General features: G+C 34.7%; 25 protein-coding genes and 1 riboswitch. Of the genes, 21 read left to right on the top strand and 4 right to left on the bottom strand.

Going from position 1 to position 22,564, the window contains the following annotated elements; translation table 11 throughout:
- Positions 1-113 precede the first annotated feature (113 nt).
- The 7 genes from C7J90_RS01435 to C7J90_RS01405 all read left to right on the top strand — a co-directional run bounded on the left by C7J90_RS01435 (position 114) and on the right by C7J90_RS01405 (position 7,651).
- Positions 114-1,034: an NAD(P)H-binding protein gene (locus C7J90_RS01435; protein WP_103209354.1), complete on the top strand. Its 921-nt coding sequence runs from the start codon at positions 114-116 to the stop codon at positions 1,032-1,034.
- A 5-nt stretch (positions 1,035-1,039) separates the two neighbouring features.
- Entirely contained in the window at positions 1,040-1,714 is a 675-nt protein-coding gene (locus tag C7J90_RS01430; protein WP_103209353.1) for a response regulator transcription factor, read from the top strand.
- On the top strand, positions 1,707-2,729 hold the full coding sequence (locus C7J90_RS01425; RefSeq protein WP_103209351.1) for a sensor histidine kinase: 1,023 nt from the start codon (positions 1,707-1,709) through the stop codon (positions 2,727-2,729). Before C7J90_RS01430 ends, C7J90_RS01425 begins: the two co-directional genes overlap by 8 nt.
- A gap of 102 nt (positions 2,730-2,831) precedes the next feature.
- Positions 2,832-3,593, top strand: coding sequence for an ABC transporter ATP-binding protein (locus C7J90_RS01420; protein WP_103209350.1), 762 nt, complete (start codon positions 2,832-2,834; stop codon positions 3,591-3,593).
- Entirely contained in the window at positions 3,583-5,481 is a 1,899-nt protein-coding gene (locus C7J90_RS01415) for an ABC transporter permease (protein WP_103209348.1), read from the top strand. The genes C7J90_RS01420 and C7J90_RS01415 overlap by 11 nt, the downstream gene beginning before the upstream one ends.
- A 537-nt stretch (positions 5,482-6,018) precedes the next feature.
- Positions 6,019-6,636, top strand: coding sequence for a DUF47 domain-containing protein (locus C7J90_RS01410; protein WP_103209347.1), 618 nt, complete (start codon positions 6,019-6,021; stop codon positions 6,634-6,636).
- Positions 6,637-6,649: 13 nt separating this feature from the next.
- Positions 6,650-7,651, top strand: a complete 1,002-nt coding sequence (locus tag C7J90_RS01405; protein ID WP_103209345.1) for an inorganic phosphate transporter — start codon at positions 6,650-6,652, stop codon at positions 7,649-7,651.
- 106 nt (positions 7,652-7,757) lie between these two features.
- On the opposite strand, the gene lip is transcribed toward C7J90_RS01405, so the two are convergent.
- Positions 7,758-9,659, bottom strand: a complete 1,902-nt coding sequence (gene lip / locus C7J90_RS01400; protein WP_158701887.1) for a YSIRK-targeted triacylglycerol lipase — start codon at positions 9,657-9,659, stop codon at positions 7,758-7,760.
- Positions 9,660-10,210: 551 nt separating this feature from the next.
- The gene (locus tag C7J90_RS01395) at positions 10,211-11,023 is read right to left on the bottom strand and encodes a CHAP domain-containing protein (protein ID WP_103207385.1); all 813 of its coding nucleotides are present in this window, start codon (positions 11,021-11,023) and stop codon (positions 10,211-10,213) included.
- Between the two features lie 258 nt (positions 11,024-11,281).
- On the opposite strand from C7J90_RS01395, the gene C7J90_RS01390 reads away from it, so the two are divergent.
- The 10 genes from C7J90_RS01390 (at position 11,282) to C7J90_RS01345 (ending at position 18,935) form a co-directional block, all read left to right on the top strand.
- Complete coding sequence (locus C7J90_RS01390) at positions 11,282-11,899, top strand: Bax inhibitor-1/YccA family protein (protein WP_103207386.1); 618 nt, start codon at positions 11,282-11,284, stop codon at positions 11,897-11,899.
- 16 nt (positions 11,900-11,915) lie between these two features.
- Positions 11,916-12,025: riboswitch (TPP riboswitch) on the top strand.
- A gap of 69 nt (positions 12,026-12,094) precedes the next feature.
- Positions 12,095-12,679 (top strand): thiamine phosphate synthase, encoded by a 585-nt coding sequence (locus tag C7J90_RS01385; RefSeq protein WP_106465076.1) that lies wholly within the window; start codon positions 12,095-12,097, stop codon positions 12,677-12,679.
- 2 nt (positions 12,680-12,681) lie between these two features.
- The gene (gene thiS, locus C7J90_RS01380; RefSeq protein WP_174688353.1) at positions 12,682-12,882 is read left to right on the top strand and encodes a sulfur carrier protein ThiS; all 201 of its coding nucleotides are present in this window, start codon (positions 12,682-12,684) and stop codon (positions 12,880-12,882) included.
- Position 12,883: 1 nt separating this feature from the next.
- Positions 12,884-13,651 (top strand): thiazole synthase, encoded by a 768-nt coding sequence (locus tag C7J90_RS01375; protein WP_103207391.1) that lies wholly within the window; start codon positions 12,884-12,886, stop codon positions 13,649-13,651.
- On the top strand, positions 13,651-14,652 hold the full coding sequence (locus C7J90_RS01370; protein WP_103207392.1) for a ThiF family adenylyltransferase: 1,002 nt from the start codon (positions 13,651-13,653) through the stop codon (positions 14,650-14,652). The genes C7J90_RS01375 and C7J90_RS01370 overlap by 1 nt, the downstream gene beginning before the upstream one ends.
- 75 nt (positions 14,653-14,727) lie before the next feature.
- Positions 14,728-15,444, top strand: a complete 717-nt coding sequence (locus tag C7J90_RS01365) for a YebC/PmpR family DNA-binding transcriptional regulator (protein WP_103207394.1) — start codon at positions 14,728-14,730, stop codon at positions 15,442-15,444.
- Positions 15,445-15,660: 216 nt separating this feature from the next.
- Positions 15,661-16,212, top strand: coding sequence for a ribonuclease FAU-1 family protein (locus C7J90_RS01360; protein ID WP_167388983.1), 552 nt, complete (start codon positions 15,661-15,663; stop codon positions 16,210-16,212).
- Between the two features lie 114 nt (positions 16,213-16,326).
- Positions 16,327-17,205 (top strand): LysR family transcriptional regulator, encoded by an 879-nt coding sequence (locus tag C7J90_RS01355; RefSeq protein ID WP_103207397.1) that lies wholly within the window; start codon positions 16,327-16,329, stop codon positions 17,203-17,205.
- A gap of 29 nt (positions 17,206-17,234) precedes the next feature.
- Positions 17,235-18,428, top strand: a complete 1,194-nt coding sequence (locus C7J90_RS01350) for a sugar efflux transporter (RefSeq protein ID WP_103207398.1) — start codon at positions 17,235-17,237, stop codon at positions 18,426-18,428.
- Positions 18,429-18,446: 18 nt separating this feature from the next.
- Entirely contained in the window at positions 18,447-18,935 is a 489-nt protein-coding gene (locus tag C7J90_RS01345; RefSeq protein WP_103207400.1) for a DUF456 domain-containing protein, read from the top strand.
- A gap of 75 nt (positions 18,936-19,010) precedes the next feature.
- Here the strand turns inward: C7J90_RS01345 and C7J90_RS01340 are convergent, their stop codons facing one another.
- The gene (locus C7J90_RS01340) at positions 19,011-19,694 is read right to left on the bottom strand and encodes a DUF1129 domain-containing protein (RefSeq protein ID WP_103207401.1); all 684 of its coding nucleotides are present in this window, start codon (positions 19,692-19,694) and stop codon (positions 19,011-19,013) included.
- Between the two features lie 90 nt (positions 19,695-19,784).
- Between C7J90_RS01340 and C7J90_RS01335 the strand changes: the two genes are divergently transcribed.
- From C7J90_RS01335 to C7J90_RS01320, 4 genes are all read left to right on the top strand, one after another.
- Positions 19,785-20,237, top strand: coding sequence for a GNAT family N-acetyltransferase (locus C7J90_RS01335; protein WP_103207403.1), 453 nt, complete (start codon positions 19,785-19,787; stop codon positions 20,235-20,237).
- A 70-nt stretch (positions 20,238-20,307) separates the two neighbouring features.
- A complete protein-coding gene (locus C7J90_RS01330; RefSeq protein WP_103207405.1) occupies positions 20,308-20,661 on the top strand; it encodes an SA0632 family lipoprotein in 354 nt (117 codons plus the stop codon).
- Positions 20,662-20,756: 95 nt separating this feature from the next.
- Positions 20,757-21,056 (top strand): hypothetical protein, encoded by a 300-nt coding sequence (locus C7J90_RS01325; protein WP_103207406.1) that lies wholly within the window; start codon positions 20,757-20,759, stop codon positions 21,054-21,056.
- A gap of 157 nt (positions 21,057-21,213) precedes the next feature.
- On the top strand, positions 21,214-21,753 hold the full coding sequence (locus C7J90_RS01320; protein ID WP_103207408.1) for a GNAT family N-acetyltransferase: 540 nt from the start codon (positions 21,214-21,216) through the stop codon (positions 21,751-21,753).
- 198 nt (positions 21,754-21,951) lie between these two features.
- Here C7J90_RS01320 and C7J90_RS01315 read toward each other — a convergent pair whose 3' ends face one another.
- Positions 21,952-22,518, bottom strand: a complete 567-nt coding sequence (locus C7J90_RS01315; protein ID WP_103207429.1) for an LOG family protein — start codon at positions 22,516-22,518, stop codon at positions 21,952-21,954.
- Positions 22,519-22,564: the final 46 nt, after the last annotated feature.

Below are 22,564 nucleotides of genomic sequence, written 5' to 3'. Positions count from 1 at the left end.
TTTTACACGTGTAATGATAGATAATCAATCTAATTGTATCGCACATGATGGAAGATGGGAAATGCATAAAGAAGGTTTGGTAATACTTCATTGAATATAAAAGGAGTTATGTTATGAATGTAAAGGTTTTATTAGCAGGTGTAACGGGATATATTGGTCAATCTTTAGTTGCTTCACTAGCCTCTGATTATACGTTATATACCATTTCAAAGTATCCGAAGCGGCAAAAACAACCAGATGTCAATTGGATTAGGGGCGATATTTACAACTATAGTGATGTTTTAAACGCAATGAATGGTATAGATGTTGCTGTGTTTTATATTGATCCTACAAAGCACTCTGCTAAAATGACACGTGCGTTAGCAAGAGAATTAAATTTAATTGCTGCAGATAATTTTGCCCGAGCAGCGTTTGCGCAAAATGTAAAAGAAATACTGTATATAAGTGGTAGTAAGTTTGATCATGAAACAGTGAGTCAACTTAGGGCATATGGTACCCCGGTTCGCACGACTTCTCAAAAAATGAACCGACCTCATATATCCGTCGAATTTCAAGTTGCCAAGCATAATGATATACGTATCGTACACCATATTCCTAAACCATTAGATTGGGGACTAGAACAAGTTATCGATCAATTTGTGAAATGGTTGACCCAAACTAAAGGAACGCGTTTAGTCGCTTATAAAAAAGGAAATGAGATTAAAGTTTATCAAAAGAAAAAAGGAAAGCTACTTGCGATATTTCGCATCGAGTCTATTGATGAAAAGTTATATCGGCTTGTGATGGTTAAAGGGCGATTATCACGTAGTGTGGCTGGAAAAAATACCATTATAGAGTTTCGTCATATTCCTCAAACGAATTGGGTTATGATACATCTATTTGATTATGTCCCGCGTGTGATTTGGCCTATTGCATACTTTATACAAGTGCCTTATTTGATTATGCTCATTCGTGGATTTGATACGAAATGTCGCATTCAAACGTATCAAGAGCGGTTACAAAAAGGAGAGAACTTACATTATACAAAGGACTGAGGCTCATGAATATATTATTAGTTGAAGACGATGAAAGCTTATGTCATGAAATCAAATCGGTATTATCAAAATGGGATATGGATGTACAAACTGTAGAAAATTTTGATAATGTGATTCAAACTTTTGATACAGATAAACATGATATTATATTGATGGATATTACGCTTCCTAAATATGATGGGTTCTATTGGACTCGTGCGATACGTCGTTTTTCTAATGTACCAATTATATTTTTATCTTCAAGAGATAACCCAATGGATCAAGTGATGAGTATGGAACTCGGTGCAGACGACTATATCCAAAAGCCTTTTCACATGCCTATACTTATTGCTAAAATACAAGCTATATATAGGCGTGTTCACCAATATACGAATCAAGCTAGTCGTACATTATTGTGGCATCATTGTACAGTTGATTTAACGAAAGATTGTATTTATAACAATCATACAACAGTATATCTCTCTAAAACGGAGATGCTGATTTTAGAAGTTTTACTTAATCATCGAAATCAAATTGTTTCTAGAGATGCGTTAATGACTGCACTTTGGGATGATGAAGCATTTGTAAGTGATAATACATTAACCGTCAATGTAAATCGATTAAGAAAAAAACTAAGTGACCTCCAATTAGAACTAGCTATTGAAACCAAAGTAGGGAGAGGTTATATTGCACATGACTAATCTAATGTGGATTTTAGCATTTTTAAGAGAAAGAAAGCTATGGCTCATTTTACTGTTTGTTGTGACGTTCATGACACTGGGATTTGGTTGGTTAGACGATGATTTGAGTTTGAATAGTGTGTTATATGTATGTTTAGTACAATGGATTATAATAGCTATTTTTTTGATTAGCATTTTTTTGAAGGAAACGAGATTTTTTAAAAAATTAGATGAAAAAATAGAAATTGAGGCACTGAAACATCACGCTTTTGCAGAAACACCTTTCGAGAAAAAGGTGGTTACATATTTGGATTTTAAGCTTTCTGTACAAAAACAAACACTAATGGAACAACAAGAGTGGTTGAATTTAAATCAGCATAGTTTGACAGAATTCATACATAATATCAAAACGCCTGTTACTGCTTTAAAGCTATTAATAGAGAAGGAAAAAGACAATGTGAGACGTCAACAATTAATGTATGAATGGAGTCGTATTGATTATATGCTTGACCAACAATTATACCTCTCAAGAATTAATCAAAAATCAAGAGATTTATATTTTGAAAAAACAGCCCTAAAACCACTTGTCATAGAAGAAGTAAGTAAAACGAGACATATTAGCATGAATAAAGGAATTGGCTTTGAAATTGACATACCAGAAGATGTTACGATTGATACTGATAAACGATGGTTTCGTATGGTGATTCGGCAGTTTATTTCAAATGCAATTAAATATTCGAAAAATGACATTATTACGATACAAAGTATGTGCCAAAATGAGCATGTTGCACTTTATATTGAAGACCGTGGATGTGGTATTCCAAAACATGATTTACCACGGATTTTTCAACATGGGTTTACAACAACAAGGGAAAAATATGAAGCCACTGCATCAGGTATGGGCCTTTACCTTGTTGACCAAGTACGAGATGAATTGGGACTGCAAATTGATGTGCAATCGCAAGTAAATGTAGGGACGATAGTGACCATTACATTTTCTAAACCTAACGACATGATAGCGCGCATGTCCAAGTGACAACATTGTCACATTGGATGTGCGTTTTGTCATGTCATTCAAACGATAAATGGTAATGAATCCTCTAAAATATAATTAACATATTAAAGAAGGAGTGACACGATGTCAGTATTAAAAGTGCGTCATTTAACAAAAGTTTACGGCAATGCTAAACAATCGTTTGAAGTATTAAAAGACATTAATTTCGAAGTGTCTAAAGGAGAATTTGTGTCTATTATGGGACCATCTGGATCGGGGAAGACAACTTTGCTTAATGTTTTAAGCTCTATCGATTACGCTTCAAGTGGTAAAATAGAAATCAATCAACAAGACATAACGCGGATGTCAAATCGTCAGCTAGCCAATCTTAGAAAAGAAGAAGTAGGCTTTATATTTCAAGATTATAACGTTTTGAATACATTGACAGTACGTGAAAATATCATGTTGCCATTGTCTATTCAAAAATTAAGTACTAAAGAGCAAGAAGAAAGATACAAAGCTGTGACAGAAGCGCTCGGTATAACAGAGTTGAGTGGAAAATATCCAAGTGATATTTCTGGAGGACAAAAGCAAAGAACAGCAGCAGCACGTGCAATCATCTCAAATCCTGCTATTATTTTTGCCGACGAACCAACAGGAGCACTTGATTCTAAAAGTGCAAGAGATCTTTTGAAGCGTTTAGAAGATATTAATCAAAAGATGAATACGACAATTGTAATGGTTACACACGATCCTGTTGCTGCTAGTTATTCAAATAGAGTGATTATGTTAAAAGATGGTCAAATTCACACAGAGCTCTACCAAGGTGATAAGGATATTTCACATTTTTACGAAGAAATTATTCAAAACCAAAGTGTACTTGGTGGTGTTAAATATGAGTTTTAATCATATTGTCTTAAAAAACCTAAGTCAAAATTTACGACATTATAGTATCTATTTACTCTCTCTAATCATTAGTGTAGGTATGTTTTTTAGTTTTGATACACTGAAATATTCTGAAAGTGTATCAAAAGGAACAGATACGGAAATGATTGTGACAGCAGCGGGGATTGGTGAAAAATTTCTTTTTGTTATTATCGTTATTTTCTTAATGTATGCGAATCGCTTGTTCTTAAAGCGTCGTACGCGAAGCTTTGCTTTATTCCAACTCATAGGTCTAACACGACGGGATATTTGGAGAATGCTATTTTTAGAACAAGTTGCTATATTTATTGCGACGTTGTGTATAGGGAGTTTGCTAGGAACATTAGGTTCGCGTTTTTTATTGCTTATACTAAAGCAAGTCCTTTCATTACCGGTAAATGTCAGTTTTACTTTTCAACCGATGTCATTTTGGATGACTTTAATATTAATGATAGTTGCTTTGATTTTAATAATGTATCAAAGTGCGCTATTCTTGCGTAAACATTCAATTGTGCAAATGTTAAACGTTCAACATAAATCAGAAGCAACACATTCTAAAGTGTCTAAAATGGAGGTTGTTTTAGGAGTATTAGGTATAACGATGATGGTAGCGGGTTACTACCTATCGACTGTTATGTTTAATAGAGGAGTGATTCAATTATTATTCATTCTTATATTTGTGATATTATTTTTAACGGTATTAGGCGCATACTTTTTCTTTAGAAGCACAGTTTCAATTATATTTAAAACATTAAAACTTTCTAAGGATGGAAGAGTTAACATTACTGATGTTATATTTACATCTTCTGTAATGTATCGTATGAAGAAAAATGCGTTATCACTGACGATTATTGCGATTATCTCTGCTGTTACAATGTCGATACTTGCCTTTGCTACCCTTACTAAAGCGAGCATTGAAAATAATACAAATGCATTAGCACCGCATGAATTTACGTATTACGATGATCATGTCGCAAATCAGTTCGAAAAGAAATTGACTCAAAAAGGAATCGCATTTGATAAAATTAGAAATGAACTTATTACGGTACCAGAGCTTAAGCACAAACATTCTGATCAAAATATTGGATCAATCAAAATCGTAAGTGACCAAGGTATGCCACATGAATCGATGAACGCCAATCAGATTAAATTAGTTAATGTATCACAGATTGAGTTGATGTATAGCAAATTAAAAAAAGGTGAAGACTTAGAAATAGGCACTAAAGATATGACTAAACATGTAAATGTCAGTGATGTTTCACAAGAGTTTAACTTTTCGTACGAAGCGTCTTATGGCATGTTAGTAGGAATCGTTAATGATGATACTTACCAAGCGCTTAAGTCAAAAATACCAAATGACAGTGAACATGTGAATGTCCAAGTCGGTTATGAACTTAAAAACCACAACCAATTAGCTGAAGCGCAGCAAATCAATGCATCATTAGGTAAACATCAAGCACAATCAAGAACAGAGTTAATGCATACACAAAACCAAAGTGCGAATATCTTTTTATTCATTACTAGTTTCCTAGGAGTTGTATTCTTAATTGCAGCAGGATGTATTATTTATATCAAACAAATGGATGAAATTGAAGATGAAATTGATCATTTTAGAATTCTTCGCAAGTTAGGTTATACAGACCAAGATATGACAAAAGGATTTGTGTTAAAAACGACTTTTAATTTTGGGTTACCTCTTCTTGTAGGTATCGGCCACGCTTATTTTGCAGCGCGAGCATTTAGTACATTAACTTTTACGCCTACGTTGAACTTAGTATATATAGCGATAGGCATATATTCAGCTATCTATTTTATCTTTGCACTTATAGCCTATGTGCATACTAAAAGAACTGTTAAATTTCGTGTTTAATGTATGACTTTGAAGTCTAAGTAAAATTTAATAATTGTTAGAGCAGGATTACAAAATCGAATTTGATTTTCAGTCCTGCTTTTATTTTTCATATTGTTCAGTGGACAAACGATAATATTAACTTATCACGCTTTAAACAGTTAAAAATATAAAAAACTCAAAATAAGTGTAATTTAAAAATATGCTTTAAATAGTATATAAATATTTAAATAGCTTGATATATAAGACATGAAGATTTAACAATTATTATAATAAATATACGAAATGATGAAAATAGTCATCTTAAATTAGAGAATTTATATGTTAAGAAAACAAAATGTTAATTTTTTGTAAATATAATTGTAGATAAAGAAAAATTGTGATATTTTCAAATAGGTATTAAGACAGCGCATTTGTTATTAATATATAGGCGTTTATGGGACATCTATAAAGAAAGTAGCAATGTATAAGTTAACAAAAATTTAATATTGAATTATAATTAAAGAAACAGTCTATTTACAAATAGTGGTCTTTGAATCACTGAACGGAGGATTTCGAATGATTAGGAAAAAAAAGGATAAGTTCATGGAGCGCCTTGAGGATATGATTTTTAATCTAGATCGAGCGGCAATAGAGTTTGGAAAAATGGATTTCAATACTCATCTTGATTTAAGAGCTTATGCTGATAATATTAAAACCTATGAATCACATGGCGATGATTTAATGCATCAAGTGATTACAGATTTAAACCAAACGTTTATCACACCAATTGAACGCGAAGATATTATGTCTTTATGCAATGCAATTGATGATGTCTTAGATGCTATGGAAGAAACATCAGCTATGTTTGAAATGTACTCAATAGAATATACAGATGAGTATATGGCTGAATTTGTTGACAATATACAAAAGGCAATCGGTGAAATGAAACTTGCCATTGGGTTATTGACTGAGAAAAAATTATCTCATATGCGTGTGCACTCTATTAATATTAAAGAATATGAAACAAATTGTGATGGCATATTACGTCAATCTATTAAACATATTTTTAATAGTGAAACAGATCCAATGACGCTAATCAAAATCAAAGATATATATGAGAGCTTAGAGAATGTTGCAGATCGTTGTCAAGCTGTTGCAAATAACTTTGAAACAATCATAATGAAAAATAGCTAAGGAGTCCTTATACATGGAGTTTTTAATGCTTATAACTGTAGCGATTATCATATTCTCGTTAGTATTTGATTTTATCAATGGGTTTCATGATACGGCAAATGCGGTGGCTACTGCGGTGTCCACTCGTGCATTATCACCGAGGCATGCGATTCTTTTAGCAGCTGTCATGAATTTTATTGGTGCATTGACATTTACAGGTGTTGCCTCAACCATTACAAAAGAAATAGTCGACCCGTTTACTTTAGATAATGGATTAGTAGTTGTGTTAGCGGCTATATTAGCGGCCATTGTTTGGAATTTATTGACTTGGTATTATGGCATACCAAGCTCATCATCGCATGCGCTTATCGGTGCTATCGCAGGTGCTGCAATCGCTTCAGCGGGATCATTTAATATTTTGCACTATCAAGGATTTACAAAAATAGTGTTAGTGCTCATATTATCACCTGTTATCGCTTTTATTGTAGGATTTATTATTTACACAATTGTCAAAAAGGTATTTAAAAACGCAAACCTAACACGTGCCAATCGTAATTTTCGTTTTTTCCAAATCTTTACTGCATCATTGCAATCATTTTCACATGGTACGAACGATGCCCAAAAATCAATGGGGATTATCACTATGGCATTAATTGTTGCAAATATGCAAACGAGTGTAGAGCCGGCGCTATGGGTTAAAGTTTCTTGTGCAGCTGCAATGGGGCTCGGTACAGCAATTGGAGGATGGAAAATTATTAAAACAGTGGGTGGCAATATTATGAAGATTCGTCCCGCTAATGGCGCATCAGCTGATTTAGCATCAGCATTGACAATCTTCACAGCATCTTGGTTGCATTTTCCACTTTCTACAACACACGTTGTTTCATCATCAATTTTAGGTGTAGGTTCATCTAATCGTATTAAAGGTGTGCATTGGAATACAGCTAAACGCATGATTGTTACTTGGGTCATTACTTTACCGATTACTGCTATTATTGCAGGTATTTTTTATTTGATTTTAAATGTATTTTTATAAAATTAAACATATTAAGAATAAGGAAAAACTTCGAGATTTTTCGTAAATGCTTACGAAAATCTCGAAGTTTTTCGATTACTGGGATATTTATGTCCCAGCTCCTAAATCAAGCTGACATTAATTGACGTGCAGGTGTGTCAATGGCTTCAATTTGTTTGATATTATCCATGAGACTATGATAGAACTTTTCTAATTCAGCACCTGTGCGACGAATGTCAAAAAAGTCTAATCCAACAAAGTCAGCATGATCCCAGCCTTTCATTACATCATGGACTTGCCACACGCCTTTTTGAATCGTACTACCAGCTTTCACAAAAGGTTGTGTGAATGGCGCTAATGCAGAAATAACTGGAACAATTCCGTCATTTTCGCGCCATTTTGGGTCTTTATCGTTACCTATGAGGAAACTTACCGCATGTAGTAATCCAAACATATAAGGTGTAGCGCGATGGTGATGTGTAATAGGTGATTCTTTACTTGCTGATCCTGTGTACGTATTGTAGACAATATTGGGGTTAATTGATGTTTGATTATTAAATCGGTTTACAGTATCTTCTACTGTTAAATCATGAAAGGCATTATCGTCTGAATCCCATAAGTTGCTATTCTCAATGCGTTTAAGATAATCAATTAAAGACTCTGATTCTTTTTGCGAAAGCCCCCATTGCCCTAAACCAATGTCAAACGTGTTATGTTTTGTCCCTACAAGGCTACTTAGTCTGAATACGAGGGAGCGAATGAAGTCCTTATTGCCTAATTTATCGGCAACTTGGGAACCGTTGTGAGGTGTAGCTAGTGTCGTAATAGATGCAATCATATTATCATGTCCGCCTTGGAAGAGTTCGGACACTTCAGAGTTGTTTGTTTTTCCGTAGTCTTTTTCAGGGTCATAGCCATTACGTAAAAGTTCTTCAAGCATACGTATTGTTGTTCCCCCCATACTATGGCCAATCAAATGGACTTTATGGCCTGGCTTCCAGTCTTTATAGACCCCTTCATATGTCTTACCATAGCGTTCATGTCCTTTTTCTTGACTATGTGCAGCACCGTAATCTACCGTACCACCTTTAATGTAGTAGTATAATTCGACAGCGCGATCGAAATTACTACCAAACGCACTAACGCTGGCCTCATGCACGTCATAACCTTCTTCGCGTAAACGTTTAATCACTTGATATTTCGAACCACCCCAATAACTTGGATAACCGAGTGGGCGATTGTCAGAAGAGAAGCCTGCTAGCCCATGAACAAAAATAATCGGATATTTGTTTTGATGTTGTTGTACCTTATTCTCTTCTACTTTTTCTTCTTTATTCTCATCGGTTGTGTTGTTTTGAGTTGCAGTTCTTAAATTTGATTCGACAGTCTTTTTGACTTGTGAAGTATCATTGTTAGCGGGTTTTTGATTGTCTTCAATATTTGATAGTTCCTTATCATGATCTTTAACATCGGACTCAGCATCATGATTAGGAGAATTATTTTGATTATCAACAGATGCATCAGAAGACTCATCATCATGGTTAGGAGAATCATTTTGATTTTCAACAGATGTATCAGAAGAATTGTCATTGCTAGGAGTGTCATTTGGATTTTCAACAGGTGTATCAGTAGAAGAATCATCATTGCTAGGAGTGTCATTTGGGTTATCAACAGATGTATCAGCAGAAGAATCATCATTGCTAGGAGTGTCATTTTGGTTTTCAACAGGTGTATCAGAAGACTCATCATTGCTAGGAGTGTCGTTTTGATTTTCAACAGAAGCATCAGCAGAAGAATTGTCAGTATCATTTTGATTTTCAACAGGTGTATCAGAAGACGATTCACTCTGTTCAGAAGTGTTATCAACAGATGTTGACGCCTCTCGCAATTGAGAATCATCTAGGTTTTTCGTTGTATCGTTTTGGGGGTTTTCAACTGTAGATTCTGAATCAGTAGTTTGATTGAAAACCGTATTTTCATGAGTGCTATTATTTTCTAAAGACTTTGAATTTTGCTCTGTGTTTGTCATGATAGGATCAGTAGTTTGTGCGGAAGCATTAGCAGGCGAAACAAATAAGAAAAGTTGAGTAGCTATGATACAAGAACCTAAGCCCCAAGCACACTTTCGTAACGCGTAACGCTTTCGTGTTAAATGATCATTTTGCCTCTTCGTAAACATAGATTGCATCATCCTTATCTTTTGTTTATTTTTTGCTGGGACAAAAACATGTAGAATTTGAACAGCAAATAAAGCTATTGAACACCTATTGACTGAAAACAACATGTTAGTTTTTGAGATATAACGAGCCATGTCCCAGTATCATAAGAATACTAATAATAAAAAAGATTTTCAATATATTTTTTATTATTTCTGTAATTTTTATAAAAATTAATATTAAAAATATGATGATGATTAAAGAAAATATATATAGGGATTGATATTAGGTTAATACTCGATAAAACTATAAACTTTGTAAAAAATAGGTGTTTATTAAAAGAGGATTAATATTGTAATAATTTTGAAGTATAAAAAATGGCAACACAACGATGAAGGTCGTTCTGTTACCATTTTTATAATGATTAATGAATATAATTATAAGAAGAAGCTACAGATGCTGGGATTGTACGATAATCCATTGTACCTGGCGGTGTATTATAATTCATTTCTGATATTAAAATACTGCCATCGCTGTTTACGCGTTCAACGTATGCGACATGACCCACTGGACCTTCGTAATTTTGCATAATAGAACCTACTGTTGGATTATGATCAACACTGTAACCATCTTTAGCAGCGTTATTTGCCCAATGATCGGCGTTCCACCAATAAGTGCTAATAGGTTGTCCTGTTTCAGCACGACGATTGAATACATGCCATGTACATTGACCCCAATCATAAAGGTTTTGATCATTGAATGTCGGTGTTGTATACCCTCCAGGTGACGGAACTGTTTCGTTAGAAGGGCCATTTGAAATAGAAGGTGAGGCCCCACCTGATCCACCTGGAATGGTTAATGTTTGATTAGGGTGAATTAAATAATTGCTAAGTTGGTTAGCGTTCATGATATCTTGGACAGTGACACCATATTTTGAAGCAATCACATTTAAAGATTCGCCAGGTGAAACAACATGTGTACCGTTGGAATTAAGTGATGCTTCGTTTGACCCTTGTCCTTCGCCTCCGATTGTTAAGACTTGTCCAGGGAATACAAGGTTGTTTGATAAATCATTTGATTGTTTAATGTGATCAACTGATGTATTGTACTTTTGAGCAATGCTCCATAAAGACTCACCCGATTGTACGGTATGTTGCGTGGATGCTTCAGCGTCGTGCTGCGTAAGTAATGCTGCAGCACCAGAAGTAGCTGTAAGTGCGAATGCTAATTTTTTCAATGTATTGCCTCCTTAAAAGTTGTTTTGCAATTACGTTGATTCGTTAAAATATTCTTTTTCATCATAACAAAGAATTTTATATTTGTGGGAGTTGTTACAAATATGTAATATTGTAATAAATATTTTTTGTAATTGAATCTCTAACTTAAATTGATTTTATAAGTGTTTTGGTAATGAATGATAGATAACCCATAACAGAACATTAAACAGTTTGTAATATTGTATGAAGGGTATTATTTTAAAGGAAGGTGACATGTTATGCGCAATGAGAATCAAAAAAAGAAGTATAGTCAGGTTTGGCTTTATTTTATGTATTATTGGATGATTTTTGGTGTTTTTGTTTATTTAGGGCAGTTTTTACCTATAGAATGGCGGAAGCCGTTATCTATAGGATTATTGGTTTTGATTTTGGTCACAATGGTAGTTCAACGTGCGAGATTTAGTGGTATTATTATGTCTCATATTTATACAATTATTTCAGGTTTATTATCATATGCTACATTGATGTATACTATAGAAGATTTAGGATCTAATCTATTGATTCAAAATGTCATTATAGCTGTTTTAGGATTTATCGTATTTGGTTTCATCGGTTATTTTTTCATTAAAGATGCTTCTAATATGGGAAAATATTTGTTTGTAACATTCATCGTATTGATTGTCATGAGTATAATCAGTTGGTTTATACATAATCCAATGTTGCATACTGTGATAGCGATAGTAGGTGTGTTACTCTTCTTGTTATATACATTATATGATTTTAATCGTCTAAAAAGAGGGCAATTCTCTCCTCGCGAAATGGGATTTAATTTGTTCTTAAACCTTTTCCGTATTATACGATACGTGTTAAAATTAGCTCGTATGGTCAAAAGGTAAATTTTATAAACATATATTAAACCACTGGAAGTGCCATTATTAATGGCTGAGATCGAAATGTGTTATTTCGAAATTCCTGAACCTGATCCAGTTCGCACTGGCGTAGGAAAGTGGCATTTCGTCGTGCTTTCAGCTACTTTTCTATTTATTTAGAGAAGTAGCTTTTTTATTTGTATTCAAGGAGGTGTCAAAGTGATGATAGCAGTCACACCTTTTCAAACATTAAGACAAATACATCAATATCGTCTCAAGGAGGTCGAGCCATTCATTGATGGCGTCATATTAAGAACGCCAATGGAACAAGATGATCTTTTAAGTTGGGTACGAGGCCTTATGCAACAAGGGTTTCCTAAAGAAAAAATCATCATCCACTCTAATCTCTTACTAGCATTAAAATTAGGTGTGAGACGTATTCATTTTAGAGAAATGGATCCAGCTGCTTTTGAAACCAAAAAACGACATCCCGATTTTTCCGTTAGTATGTCTGTGCATCGAGTTGAATCTATACAACAAGCGATGCAACATCATATTGATTTTGGCATGTTTGGTCATTTATTCCATTCAGCTTCCAAACCAAATCAACAACCGAGGACGTTAATAGAAGTAGAACAAGCGCTTAAAGTAGGTTTGCCACTGGTTGCGATTGGTGGGATTAATTGCCAAACAGTGCAACGATTATCGGAAGGATTTAGAGGTATTGCTTGCATCGGGAGTATTTTTAACGAGAATTTTGAAAATGTGCAAAAATTATCGAAATTATGGAATGAGAGAGGGGGATGAAGGTGGAAGTCATTGTCAACGGAGAAGTACAAACATTTCAAGAACATACAACGATACAAGATATATTAAATCATTTTGAAATCGAAGCGAAACGTATGGCTGTTGAGCTGAATGCGAAGGTTGTTAAGCGTTCAGAATGGTCAACTACAAAAGTAAGACCAAATGATAGATTAGAACTTTTAGAATTTGTTGGAGGCGGATAAGATGTTTAAAATTGCAGATTTAGAGTTTAATTCAAGATTGTTTTTAGGTACTGGAAAGTTTGATAATGAGACAGTTCAGGAAGAAGCGATAAAAGCTTCGGAAACAGAAGTGCTGACATTTGCGGTTAGACGTATGAGTTTATATGACAAAAGTTTACCGAATCCTTTAGCTAATGTTGACCTTGACAAATTTATTACATTTCCAAATACAGCCGGAGCAAAAACAGCAGAAGAAGCGGTACGTATAGCTGAATTAGCGAAAGAAGCTGGGATTTGTGACATGATAAAAGTTGAAGTCATTGGAGATGATGATACTTTATTACCTGATCCTATTGAAACATATAAAGCCTGTGAAATTTTATTAGAAAAAGGATATATTGTTTGTCCTTATATTTCAGATGATGTTGTCTTGGCGAAACGTTTAGAAGAACTAGGTGTACATGCGATTATGCCGTTAGCTTCTCCGATTGGGACAGGACGAGGAATTTCTAATCCGCTTAACTTACGATATATTGTTGAAAAAAGCCAAGTTCCGGTTATTGTTGATGCAGGGATTGGCTCTGCTAAAGACTGTGCTGAAGCGATGGAGTTAGGTGCAGATGCTATTTTATTAAATTCTGCAGTGTCGCGTGCTAAAGATCCAGCTAAAATGGCTGAGGCAATGAAAAAGGGGATTGAAGCGGGACGTTTAAGTTATGAAGCAGGACGAATTCCTATCAAATATAATGCAGTACAATCTAGTCCTTCTGAGGGGTTAGGGTTTCTTTAATGGATAGATACGATAGACAAGTTAAATTTCCGCCATTTGGTCAGCAAGGACAACAAAAACTTCAAAAACTACATGCCTTTATTATAGGAGTTGGAGCATTGGGAAGCGGTATAGCTGAACAACTTGTGCGTAGTGGAATTAAAAAGCTGACAATTGTTGATAAAGATATTGTATCTTTAACCAACCTGCATCGACAAAGCGGCTATACTGAAGCTGATGTAGAGGAGATGATGCCGAAAGTTTTCGCATTAAAGAAGCGATTAGTTGCGATGAATCATGAAGTAGAAATCGATCCTTTAAATGAAGAAATCACAGCCCGAAATATTATTGGGATACTAGAAGAAGTAAAGCCAGATATTGTGCTTGATGGGCTCGATCAATTCGAAACACGTTATTTAATCAATGAAGCAACACGCCAATTAAATATTCCCTATATATATGGGGCTGTGATTGGAAGTCAGGTCAGTGTATTTCCGATTGATCAAGATGGTCCGTGTCTACATTGCGTGATGCCAGATGTTCCAGAAACGATGGAAAGTTGTGATGTATATGGCGTACTGCCACCTGCTGTACATTTGGCAAGTAGTTTTGTTGTGTCTGAGTTATTTTATTATCTCATGCATGACACATTCTCATATACAATGGTTACAACTGATATATTTAAAGGAACAATGCGCAGAACTTCGATACAATCACTTAAAGAGGAAGACTGTGCAGTGTGTGGCCAACATATTTATCAACGACTTGCACAAACGAAATTAGATGAGATGCGTCTGTTATGCGGCGGTGTGTATCAAATTCGATTAAAGGCTGACTATTTTGAAGCCCCTCTGCAAGAAGAGGTATCTACGTTAATCCAAAATCCTTTTATCAAACGATTAAGATATAAAGATTACGATATGACATTATATCAAGATGGACGATTATTGATATACAATGTTGACAATAGTGAATATGCGAAAGAGATGATTCCTTATATTTTTAAAAGCGTACATCATTGAGACTGTTGATTAAATGAAAAAAAACAATGTATAATAAAGCATATTGAAAAAAGTATGCGAAAGCGAGATGGAATCATGGGACGTAAATGGAATAACATCAAGGAGAAAAAAGCTCAAAAAGATAAAAACACGAGTCGAATTTATGCGAAATTTGGTAAAGAAATCTATGTAGCAGCTAAGTCGGGTGAACCAGATCCAGAATCAAATCAATCATTAAGACTCGTTTTAGAACGTGCAAAAACATATAATGTACCAAATCATATTATTGATAGAGCCATTGAAAAGGCAAAAGGTGGCGGAGAAGAGAATTATGATCAACTTCGATATGAAGGATTTGGCCCAAGTGGTTCGATGGTAATTGTTGATGCGCTCACAAATAATGTAAACCGTACTGCGTCAGACGTACGTGCCGCATTTGGTAAAAATGGTGGAAACATGGGTGTGTCTGGATCCGTAGCATATATGTTCGATCATACAGCTACGTTTGCATTTGAAGCGTTTGATGCAGATACAGTTTTAGAACATTTGATGGAACAAGATATTGATGTACGTGACGTTCTAGATGATGAGCATTTAACAATTGTCTATGCAGCTCCTGATCAATTCGCCACAGTCCAACAAGCATTAAGAACATTAGGTGTTCAAGATTTTGAAGTTGCTGAATTCGAAATGTTACCACAGACGGAAGTACAATTATCACAAGAAGATCAAGAAACATTCGAAAAGTTAGTAGATGTACTTGAAGACTTAGAAGATGTACAGCATGTCTTTCATAATGTAGAATTATCATAAATAGTATTGAGAAGTTTGATGCCCCTTCAAGGTGACACGTATATGTGATAACTTTGAAGGGCTTTTTGTGAAAAAGGATAGCTAAACAAAGAAGGATATTAAGCATATTGAAAAGTATGGCGTGCTATAGTCGTCATAAAAGAGTCGTCATTGAATAGATGAAGTGACATTAAACTTCTATTTTTATATAATAAAATAAAAGGGGGGATCGTGACTGTGAAAATTAAATATTTAGATAAACGTCACTGGCGTCGCCTCTTAGATCATGATTATATTGAAGTGAAGGTCAATAATAACAAGTTCAAAGGTATTATCGGTTTAATTACAATGCATAAAGTAAGAGAACCTTTAGAGGTGACTGTTGTAGGAGAACGGATGATTGTTGCGGATGATCATTATCAATGGTTACAGATTTTGCCAGAAAAGAAACGTTACAGTATGACTGTGATGTTTAATGATCGAGGCCAGCCATTGCAATATTATTTTGATATTAATCTTAAAAATATTACACAAAAGGGTAAAGCGCGTACGGTAGACTTATGTTTGGATGTGCTTGTTTTACCTAATGGTCAATATGAGCTAGTCGATGAAGACGATTTAAAACGTGCACTTAGAACGAAACAAATTACACAAAAACAATATCACGAAGCTTATATCATTGCGCATCAATTAATGGTTCAAATTTTTGAAGATTTTAATAGTATTCAGGAAAAGGCACTATATTGCTACAAAAAAATCAATCGCAAGCACATAAAAAAGGATAAATAATTTGCCATTTGATAATGCATCAAACTGATGTGGGTCAATCAGCGTGTAAAATAGAGGTCAAAACTGCACACTGGACAAAAGTCTAGTGTTTCTTTGTGTAGAGGAGGATAAGCTTTGAAAATTGATGATTACCGTTTGCTTACTACTTTGGACGAAACGAGAACATTAAGAAAAGCGGCAGAGCGCTTGTATATTTCACAACCTGCCGTGACACAACGTTTAAAGTCAATCGAGCGCCATTTTGGTGTGGATATTTTTATACGAACGAAAAAGCAACTCATTACAACAACTGAGGGTGCAATGGTTATTGAACATGCAAGAACAATGTTAAAACAAGAGCGTTTATTTCAAGATAAAATTAAAGCGCATGTAGGTGCGATTAATGGAACACTGTCAATTGGATGTTCTTCTTTAATTGGACAAACTGTGATGCCTGAAGTTTTGAGTCGCTATACTGAAGAATACCCGAATGTTGAAATTCAACTACAAGTAGGGTCTAGTGAGCACATTAAAGCGCATCATAACGATTACCATATGATGATAGTGCGAGGCAATCAATTATTGAATATGCATAATGATCATTTGATGGATGATAAGCATTACTTTATTTATCCTAAAAATAAAGAAAATGTGTTACATAAGTTGCCTTTTATTGAATTTCAAGCGGATCCAGTTTATATCAATCAAATTAAGACATGGTATCGCCACCATATGTCACAAGATTATCATGCGCGTATTAAAGTGGATCAAGTTGCGACTTGTAAAGCGTTGTTACTTACAGGGGTAGGTGTGACTATTCTACCTGAAATTATGGTTAAGGATTTGGATTCGGAGCAGTTTACAATGTTAAAGGTTGATATTGAGGAACAGTCGCTCATTCGTTCAACATATTTAAGTTATGATATGAGTATGTTGCAATTACCACAGGTAAGCTCATTTATTAGTATTCTTAAAGCATTCGTTCAATCTAATGACCATAATTATGGTTTATAAACAGATGTCAAAAAGTGAAGGAGAAATACATGTTTCGTGAATTACTAACGATTAAAAACTACAAATTGTTTGTTGTAAATATGATGTTTATTGGGATGGGGATAGCTGTAACGGTCCCGTTTTTTATTTTGTTTGCTACGAATGCTTTAGGCATGAGTACGAATCAATTTGGTTTATTATTAGCTTTGGCAGCATTAAGTCAATTTACGATGAATACAATTGTAGCACGCTTCTCAGATACGCATCCTATTAATCGAAAAGTGATTATCATTTTCTCACTATTCATGGGCGCTTTAAGTTTTAGTTTGCCATTTTTTATTGATTCAATTACGTTATTTATTATTTTATATGCCGTGTTCCAAGGCTTATTCGCTCCAGCTATGCCGCAATTATACGCATCGGCTCGAGAATCTATTAATCAGTCTACATCAAGTGATCGTGCCATATTTGCGAACTCAGTGCTTCGTTCGATGTTTTCTTTTGGCTTTTTATTTGGACCGCTTGTTGGAAACTTACTCAATCAAAGTTGGGGATATAACGGGTTGTTCGGGGGGACGATTGCGATTATATTGACGACACTGATTTTGCAAGTGTTCTTTTTTAAAGATGTTAAAACAACAGCACATGTCAGAGGTAACGCAGCAACAGAAGATAACGCACCTTCAATGTTGCGTCAAACGTATCTGATTGTACCATTTATTGCTTTTATCTTATTGCATATTGGCCAATGGATGTACACGTTAAATATGCCACTTTATGTTACAAGATATTTAGGTGAAGATGAGAAGTATGTCGGACATCTTGCGAGTTTATGTGCGGGCTTAGAGGTGCCATTTATGATTATATTAGGTATGATTGCAAGCAAAGTACAAACGCGAACACTTTTAGCTTATGCTGCAATATCAGGTAGTCTTTTCTTTTTAAGTATAGGCATTTTTGAAAGTGTTGCGATGATGTTGCTAGGACAGATATTCTTGGCGGCCTTTTTAGCTGTTTTATTAGGGATAGGTATTAGTTATTTTCAGGACATTTTACCGCGTTTTCCAGGTTATGCATCCACATTATTTGCCAATGCAATGGTAGTGGGCCAATTATTAGGTAATTTACTTGGTGGAGCAATGAGTCACTGGATAGGTTTAGGTAATGTGTTTTATGCTTCTGCACTATCACTTATATGCGGTTTTGTATTAATTTTATTTACGCGAAAACGTGTTCAAACATAGGAAAGGAGAGTTACAGTATTGAACTTCATTTATAGCGTACTGATCATCATTTCATTTGTAATAGCGTTTATAGGCCTAATTAAGCCTGTTATTCCTTCTGTTTTATTTGTATGGATAGGATTTTTAATATATGACTTAGGCATCAATCACGGTACGCTCTCTTGGATATTTTGGATTGCGATGATTTTGTTGACTGCGTTTATATTTATATCTGATTTAATGATGAATCGCTTTTTTGTTCAGAGATTTGGTGGAAGTAAACAAGGAGAATGGGCGGCTTTATTAGGAGTGATTATCGGCTCTTTTGTTATTCCACCCTTTGGTGTTATCGTCATTCCTTTTATACTTGTTTTTGTGATAGAGATGATTCAAAAACAAGATATACCCTTTGCACTTAAAGCGAGTGTAGGGTCATTAGTAGCCTTTTTTTCAAGCGTATTCGCACAAGGCTTAGTAATGTTATTAATGATCATATGGTTTGTAATAGATGCATTCATGATTAATTAGAATGATGAGATGGCTGAATTGAAGGGGATAACATAGTCTTCAATTCAGCCGTCTGTTAGTATAAAGGCATACAAACTATTTCCAAGAGGCGCCAGGATCGTTTTGAATATGACTTTCTTGAATCATTGCTAAAGGAATAATCAAAATGGAGACAATTATAAAAATCCAATGATGAATATGGATGTATGGTCCAAATTGTAGATATGTTTGTGGAAAGAAAAAGATGTTAAAAATAAATATCACCATCATAATTAAAATGATATATCCCGCCCACCAAGACCATCTTGTATAACTAAAGGCTTGGAGTTGAACCATTTTAAAGCAACCCCATATAAATAGAAATGTTGCAAAAAGCCCCATTAAAAAAGTGATAGGGAAAGTATATACAAAGATGCGGGTATCTTGTATGAAAAAGCCTAAAAATCCTTTCAAGAAACAAAAAATAGCGAAAAGAAAGAGAATATGCTTATAAATATAGCGAAAAATATTAATAAATGTTTGGTTAGGTAGTGCTTTGATTGTTTCTATTGCATGTTTTTTGGGATTGTGGTTAAAAAAGTCCATCGCATGCATCCCTTTATCCTCAGCCTCTAATAAATGACTTAAAATACGTTGTAAAACAATTTCTGAATCATGGGCATTGACGCGCATGTCCGCTCGAACATAAGTCATATAACTTTCAAAAATTTGTCGGTCTGTATTATTTAAACGCAATGATTTGACGTTGTTTTCTTTCGTTAATTCGTTTGTTGTTTTCATAGTAAGCACCCCCACTTCATAAATGATACGATTAAAGATGTATCTATTATGACGGCTATTTTACGATAAATCAACAAGGGAGGTGATAGAATGATTACCCTTCAATCAAGTGACAGACATATCATCCATGAAATAGCACAAAAACACGCTGCTTTATTACATGATGACCCCACAACAGCCGTGAAATCATCACGCTTAACAGTGAAGTTGTATGAAGAAATGATGATTCATCGACTTAAATACGCCACCGATTTAATTCAAGTAAAATTAGACGAAAATCATCAGATGATAGCCTACATTTGGTCCCATTTTGATTCCCCAATGCAACAAGTAATCATTGAATCGCTCTATGTCCATCCAAAGCATCGCCAAAAAGGTATAGCATATCAGTTGAAGCGGAAAATAGAATCATGGGCGCAATCATTATGTGCAAAACAGATTATGAGTACGGTGCGTGTAGATAATGAGGAAATGCGCCAATTAAATCAAAAGCTAGGATACACTGCTCAAAAGGTGATTATGACTAAGATTATTGAAGATTAATATCGTTATGCGAAGACAATTGAAACATGCTAAAATGAAAAGTAACTGAGTGAAATAATGGAGAGAAAATATGCAGAAAATATGGATAATTTGTATACTAACTGTATTTGTTTTAGCTGGCTGTGGCAACAATGAAAAAGATAAACTACAAGAAGAAATCAAATCTTTAGAAAAAGAACAAAAAGAGCTGCAAGAAGAAAATAAACAGCTTAAAGAAAAAAGTGAAAAGTTAGATTCAGAAATCAAAAATACAGAAGAGGCCATAGAACACGGTCAATCTTCAAAGTCAAAAACAGACAAAGAAAAAAGTGATGATAAAGAAAATCAGCATGAAGATTCGGATTCATCAAAAGAATCTAGTCAAGATGAACATCAAAATAGCAATTCAAAAACGGATGACAAAAAAGATGTATCAACAGAATAATAGAAGCAATCTTGAACGAAATGATTGCGTTTGATTATTTAAAAGATAGGGTAAAAAAACACATATATGAACGTAGAGAAAAGAGGGACACAAGTATGCATGAAAAAAGTTTTGAAAAGTTAGAAGGTCGTGAGATGAATTTAGTTGAGTTAGGCCGTGAATTTGAAAATATTACAGGTTACACGATGATTGATTCAACAAGTGAAGTCAATCGATCTATCGCGTTAAAGCCTAACTTTGAACATGACTGGGAAACATACGTTGCGACATATCGTTTGAATCATAAACGCGATTTGATTGATGTAGTGTTTACAACGAAAAAAGGTCAAAATTTGGATCGTATCAAAGAAATCCCAGTTAAAGTGCAATTAATTAGCTATATTTCAAGAGCATAATTGTTTAAGCTTTGAAAGAAATATAAATATCAGTACGATGAAAATTAAACTGATGTACTATGAGGTGATAGGGGTGGGAAGTAAAATCTGTTTGTAAAACGGAATTTTAACCTACTCCTATTTATTATATTAGTTTTGTTTTGGGAGGGATGAGGCTGTGACAGTCTACATCGAAACAGAACGCTTAAATTTGCGTGACTGGGAAATGAATGACTTGCTATGGTTACAACAATTAAATGCTAATAAAAAAGCACGGCAATATTTTCCTAGTTTATTAAGTTATCGGAAATCAGAATTGGATTTTCATGCTATGAAACAAGCGTTGGAACAACATCAAATAGGGTTATTTGCAGTCGAATTAAAGGCGACGCACAGTTGGATAGGGTTTATCGGTTTGAATTATATTCCAAAAGCGAGCGATTATGCTTTTAAAGAACTGCCTTTTTATGAAATTGGGTGGCGTTTAATCCCTGAAGTGTGGGAAAATGGGTTAGCTACAGAAGGCGCATTAGCAGTACTAGACTATGCGCAATCACAAGGAATCTCAGAAGTTTATGCGATAGCAGCACAATCAAACCGCGCGTCAATACGAGTGATGGAAAAAATTGGTATGTCAAAATATGATGAATTTGAAAAGCCTAAATTAAACGCTTACCATCCGCTAAAAAAACAAGTAAGGTATCAAAAAGTGTTATAAATGGTAGGGTGAGTCGGATTTTAGGAGCAAATAAGCGGACTTCAACACAATGTTTCGAAAGCAGTCAACAGAACTTTGCGATTCTTTGAGAATTGTGAAATATTATCTTGAATCGCTCAAGTTCTGCTCAAACGCTCATCGCTTTCGCAACAATATTAGCTTTTACTGAAAGTCATCAATGACATTGTCCCAAACGGCTTAATCATATGTGCGAGTCGTAAAAGGTTTAGCTTCTTTTAACCCTTCTAACAAGCTTGAAGGTGTGTCGTAAAGTTCGGCTAAATGTTCATATTTTTTATCAATAAACCCTTCTTCAATCATATGCTGAAGGAGTTGAGAGAGAGGGGTATAAAATTGATTGATATTATAAATTGCGATAGGCTTTTGGTGAAGTCCAATTTGAGCCCAACTATATACTTCAAAAAACTCCTCTAGAGATCCTGCCCCACCAGGTGCAATAACGAAAGCATCTGCAAGGTCAGCCATTTTTTGTTTACGTTCATGCATACTATCGACTAGTATGAGCTCAGTCACTTTTTGACTTGTAATTTCACGTTGATCTAATAGTTTTGGCATAACACCAATTGCAGTTCCACCGTTGTCTAATACACCATCTTGAATAGCGCCCATAATACCAATCGACCCAGCTCCAAATACGAGCTCGATGTTTTGTTCAGCGAAGTACTTCCCTAATTGATAAGCCTCTTCTACATAGTGTTTATTTTTACCTTTACTTGCACCACAATATACTGCTACGCGTTTGATCATATTCAAAAACCTCCTAAATAATTTAATCAGTCACTTCAAATCA

The organism is Staphylococcus felis, from assembly GCF_003012915.1.
GTDB lineage: Bacteria > Bacillota > Bacilli > Staphylococcales > Staphylococcaceae > Staphylococcus > Staphylococcus felis.
This window is presented reverse-complemented; position numbering and strand designations above follow the sequence as displayed.